Source organism: Arthrobacter sp. TB 26 (genome assembly GCF_000427315.1).
Lineage (GTDB): Bacteria > Actinomycetota > Actinomycetes > Actinomycetales > Micrococcaceae > Arthrobacter.
Genome location: NZ_AUPJ01000415.1, coordinates 1 through 3,106, shown reverse-complemented (window position 1 = coordinate 3,106; position 3,106 = coordinate 1). Strand labels below are relative to the sequence as shown.

The window sequence follows — 3,106 nt, the reverse complement described above, 5'->3', positions numbered from 1 at the left end:
GTGGACGCCGCCGTCGACGTCCCCACCATCGGCATCGGCGCGGGCAACGCGACAACCGGCCAGGTACTCGTGTGGCAGGACATGGCCGGCCTGCGCGGCGGCAGGATGGCCAAGTTCGTCAAACAGTACGCGGACCTGCGCACCTCCCTCAGCGACGCCGCCAAGGCCTACGGCGAGGACGTGCGCTCCGGCCAGTTCCCCGGCCCCGAGCACTCCTTCTAGGCGAACACTCTCCCCAGGCCGGCGCTGCGGCCCGGCCTTCCACCCAAGCGCTGCGGGCTTGCGGCGCCACCTCATCCTTCACGAACGATGCGGTGGTACGCGAGTCCGGGCAGGCTGGCCATTACAGGCCTGCATCGGGCCTCAGCAGATGTTCCGCCGGCCCGGACGGATTCGTGCACGAAGCGATGGGCCAGGCACCGGCGGGCACTAGTGGAGGAGTAGCCATGGACTCAATTTCGACTGACTTCTGGGACGTCCTGCTGTGGAGCTTCTGGTTCTTCATCTGGATCTCGGCACTGATGGTGTGGTTCCGCTGCCTGTTTGACATGTTCGGCGACAGCACACTGAGCGGCTGGGGCAAGGCCGGCTGGGCGATCCTGTTGGTCTTCCTGCCCTGGCTGGGCGCCCTCATCTACCTGATCGCCCGGGGCCGCAGCATGGCCGACCGGCAGATGGCCGAAGTGGCCCGGCAGCAGGCCGCCCAGCAGGAGTACATCCAGCACGTCGCGGGCAAGTCTGCCAGCCCGGCCAGCCAGATCGCCGATGCCAAGGCCCTGCTCGACTCCGGAGCCATCAACCAGACCGAGTTTGAGTCCCTCAAGTCAAAGGCCATGGCCTGACGTCACAGCGGTCTGCGCCCCGGGCGGGTCGACTTGGCAGACCCGGGGAGCCCATTCACCAGGACCAGCCCAGTCAATGCGGCGCGCCTAGTCGTCCTCGTCGCCTTTTTCCCAGGATTCGTTGCGGGCTTTGACCTTCTCGAGGGCGTGCTCGGCCTCTTCCCGCGTCTTGTACGGGCCAATCAGCTGGCTCCAGTCGGACATGGCGTCCTCTTCAACCTCGTGCGTGTTGACGTTGTACCAGTACTCCGGCATCGCTGCTCCTCAGCTCTCATGGTGGCGCCCCGCGAGTGTCTCTCGGCGCTTGTCTAGTGGCGTTGGTTTCTGTGCCTCCGGCCGGGGCCTTATATGATCAATGTATGCCTTCTCTAGCCTCGACTGCACCCATCGGCACCCTGGTCGCGGGAGCTGTCAGCCCGCAGCTGCCCGTTCCGGCGTCGATCCCGCGCCCCGAATACGTGGGCAAGCCCGCGCCGGCCAAGTTCACCGGTTCCGAGGTCAAGTCGGCGGAGACCATCGAGAAGATCCGCGTCGCCTCGCGGATTGCCGCGCAGGCCATCGTGGAGGTCGGCAAGCACATCCAGCCCGGCGTCACCACGGACCAGCTGGACCGGGTGGGCCACGAGTTCCTGCTCGACCACCACGCCTATCCGTCCACCCTCGGCTACCGCGGCTTTCCCAAGTCCCTGTGCTCGTCGTTGAACGAAGTCATCTGCCACGGCATCCCGGACAGCACCGTGGTTCAGGACGGCGACATCGTCAACATCGACATTACGGCCTTCATCGGCGGCGTGCACGGCGACACCAACTACACATTCCTGGCCGGAGACGTTGACGAGGAATCCCGCCTCCTCGTCGAGCGCACCCAGGAATCCCTGAACCGCGCCATCCGCGCCGTGGCCCCGGGCCGCGAAATCAACGTGATCGGCCGCACCATCGAGTCCTACGCGAAGCGCTTCGGCTACGGCGTCGTCCGCGACTTCACCGGCCACGGCGTGGGCGAGGCCTTCCACACTGGCCTGATCATTCCGCACTACGACGCCGCCCCGGCCTACAACACGGTCATGGAAACCGGTATGGTCTTCACGATCGAACCCATGCTGACACTGGGCACCGTGGACTGGGACATGTGGGCCGATGACTGGACCGTGGTCACCCGGGACCGCAAACGCACCGCGCAGTTCGAGCACACCCTGCTGGTCACGGAGACCGGCGCCGAAGTGCTGACCCTCCCCTGATTCCCGCTCCACCAGAAGATCCCGGTCTTCGCCCACCGGCCCTGGGCCGCACCCTCCTAGCTCCGCCCCTGCCACGAACGGAACCACATTGGCCAAGAAGGACGAGAAGTCGAAGAAGAACGCCCCGCTGATCGGCATCGACATCGGCGGCACCGGGATCAAGGGCGGGATCGTCGACCTGAAGAAGGGCAAGCTGATCGGTGACCGCCTGCGCATCCCCACCCCGCAGCCCTCGACGCCCGATTCCGTTGCCGAAGTCGTGGCCCAGGTTGTGGCTGAGCTGTCCGCCCGGCCCGACGCGCCGGCACCGGACTCGCCCGTGGGCGTCACCTTCCCCGGCATCATCCAGCACGGTGTGGTCCACTCCGCCGCCAACGTGGACAAGTCCTGGCTGGAAATGGACATCGATGCCCTGCTGACGGCCCGTCTCGGCCGCCCGGTGGAGGTCATCAACGACGCCGACGCCGCCGGCCTCGCCGAGGCGCGCTTCGGCGCCGGCGAGTTCGTGGCGGGCACGGTGCTGGTCATCACGCTCGGCACCGGGATCGGCTCCGCCTTTATCTTCGACGGCAAGCTTGTCCCCAACGCCGAGCTCGGCCACCTTGAAATCGACGGATTCGACGCCGAGAGCAAGGCCTCAGCCGTGGCCCGCGAGCGGGACGGCCTGAGCTGGGAGGAGTACAGCGTGCTGCTCCAGCGCTATTTTTCCCACGTGGAGTTCCTCTTCTCCCCCGAACTGTTCATTGTCGGCGGCGGCATCTCGAAGCGGGCCGACGAATACCTGCCGCGGCTGCAGCTGCGCACGCCGATCGTCCCGGCCGAGCTGAAGAACGACGCCGGAATCGTCGGGGCCGCCCTCGAGATCGCGCTGAAGCACAAACTGGCCAAGTAGCCGAATGAGCTATCACTCCGGGTCGTCCTGAACGCTGGGAACGACCCGGAGTGATAGCTCATTGTGTGTTTGGTGCCGGTGGTGGCTGCGGCTTCCCCTCCGCTGCCACCACCGGAGTCTGCGGGCCGGTGCCG

Annotated in this window: 5 protein-coding genes (1 of these 5 cut by a window edge); 4 read left to right on the top strand and 1 reads right to left on the bottom strand. The window is 66.5% G+C overall.

The genetic code is table 11. From position 1 onward, the window contains the following. Both panB and K789_RS0115935 read left to right on the top strand, forming a co-directional pair. Positions 1-222, top strand: part of the annotated coding region (panB, locus tag K789_RS0115940) for a 3-methyl-2-oxobutanoate hydroxymethyltransferase (protein WP_024367625.1) (this coding region is incomplete at its 5' end). 579 nt of the annotated region lie to the left of the window's left edge; 222 of its 801 annotated nt are in view. Between the two features lie 224 nt (positions 223-446). Continuing rightward, positions 447-842 carry an SHOCT domain-containing protein gene (locus K789_RS0115935; protein ID WP_024367624.1) on the top strand — a complete coding sequence of 132 codons (396 nt, stop codon included), beginning with the start codon at positions 447-449 and terminating at the stop codon, positions 840-842. An 87-nt stretch (positions 843-929) separates the two neighbouring features. Here K789_RS0115935 and K789_RS25190 read toward each other — a convergent pair whose 3' ends face one another. Further along, a complete protein-coding gene (locus tag K789_RS25190; protein WP_128081649.1) occupies positions 930-1,097 on the bottom strand; it encodes an SPOR domain-containing protein in 168 nt (55 codons plus the stop codon). Positions 1,098-1,201: 104 nt separating this feature from the next. Between K789_RS25190 and map the strand changes: the two genes are divergently transcribed. Both map and ppgK read left to right on the top strand, forming a co-directional pair. Beyond that, complete coding sequence (gene map, locus K789_RS0115925) at positions 1,202-2,080, top strand: type I methionyl aminopeptidase (protein WP_024367623.1); 879 nt, start codon at positions 1,202-1,204, stop codon at positions 2,078-2,080. An 88-nt stretch (positions 2,081-2,168) separates the two neighbouring features. Then, positions 2,169-2,972: a polyphosphate--glucose phosphotransferase gene (gene ppgK, locus K789_RS0115920; RefSeq protein WP_024367622.1), complete on the top strand. Its 804-nt coding sequence runs from the start codon at positions 2,169-2,171 to the stop codon at positions 2,970-2,972. Positions 2,973-3,106 lie beyond the last annotated feature (134 nt).

Bases quoted from the DNA above. Each gene is read 5' to 3' on its own strand.
- map (WP_024367623.1), top strand. From the start codon at position 1,202: ATGCCTTCTCTAGCCTCGACTGCACCCATCGGCACCCTGGTCGCGGGA.
- K789_RS0115935 (WP_024367624.1), top strand. From the start codon at position 447: ATGGACTCAATTTCGACTGACTTCTGGGACGTCCTGCTGTGGAGCTTC.
- K789_RS25190 (WP_128081649.1), bottom strand. From the start codon at position 1,097: ATGCCGGAGTACTGGTACAACGTCAACACGCACGAGGTTGAAGAGGAC.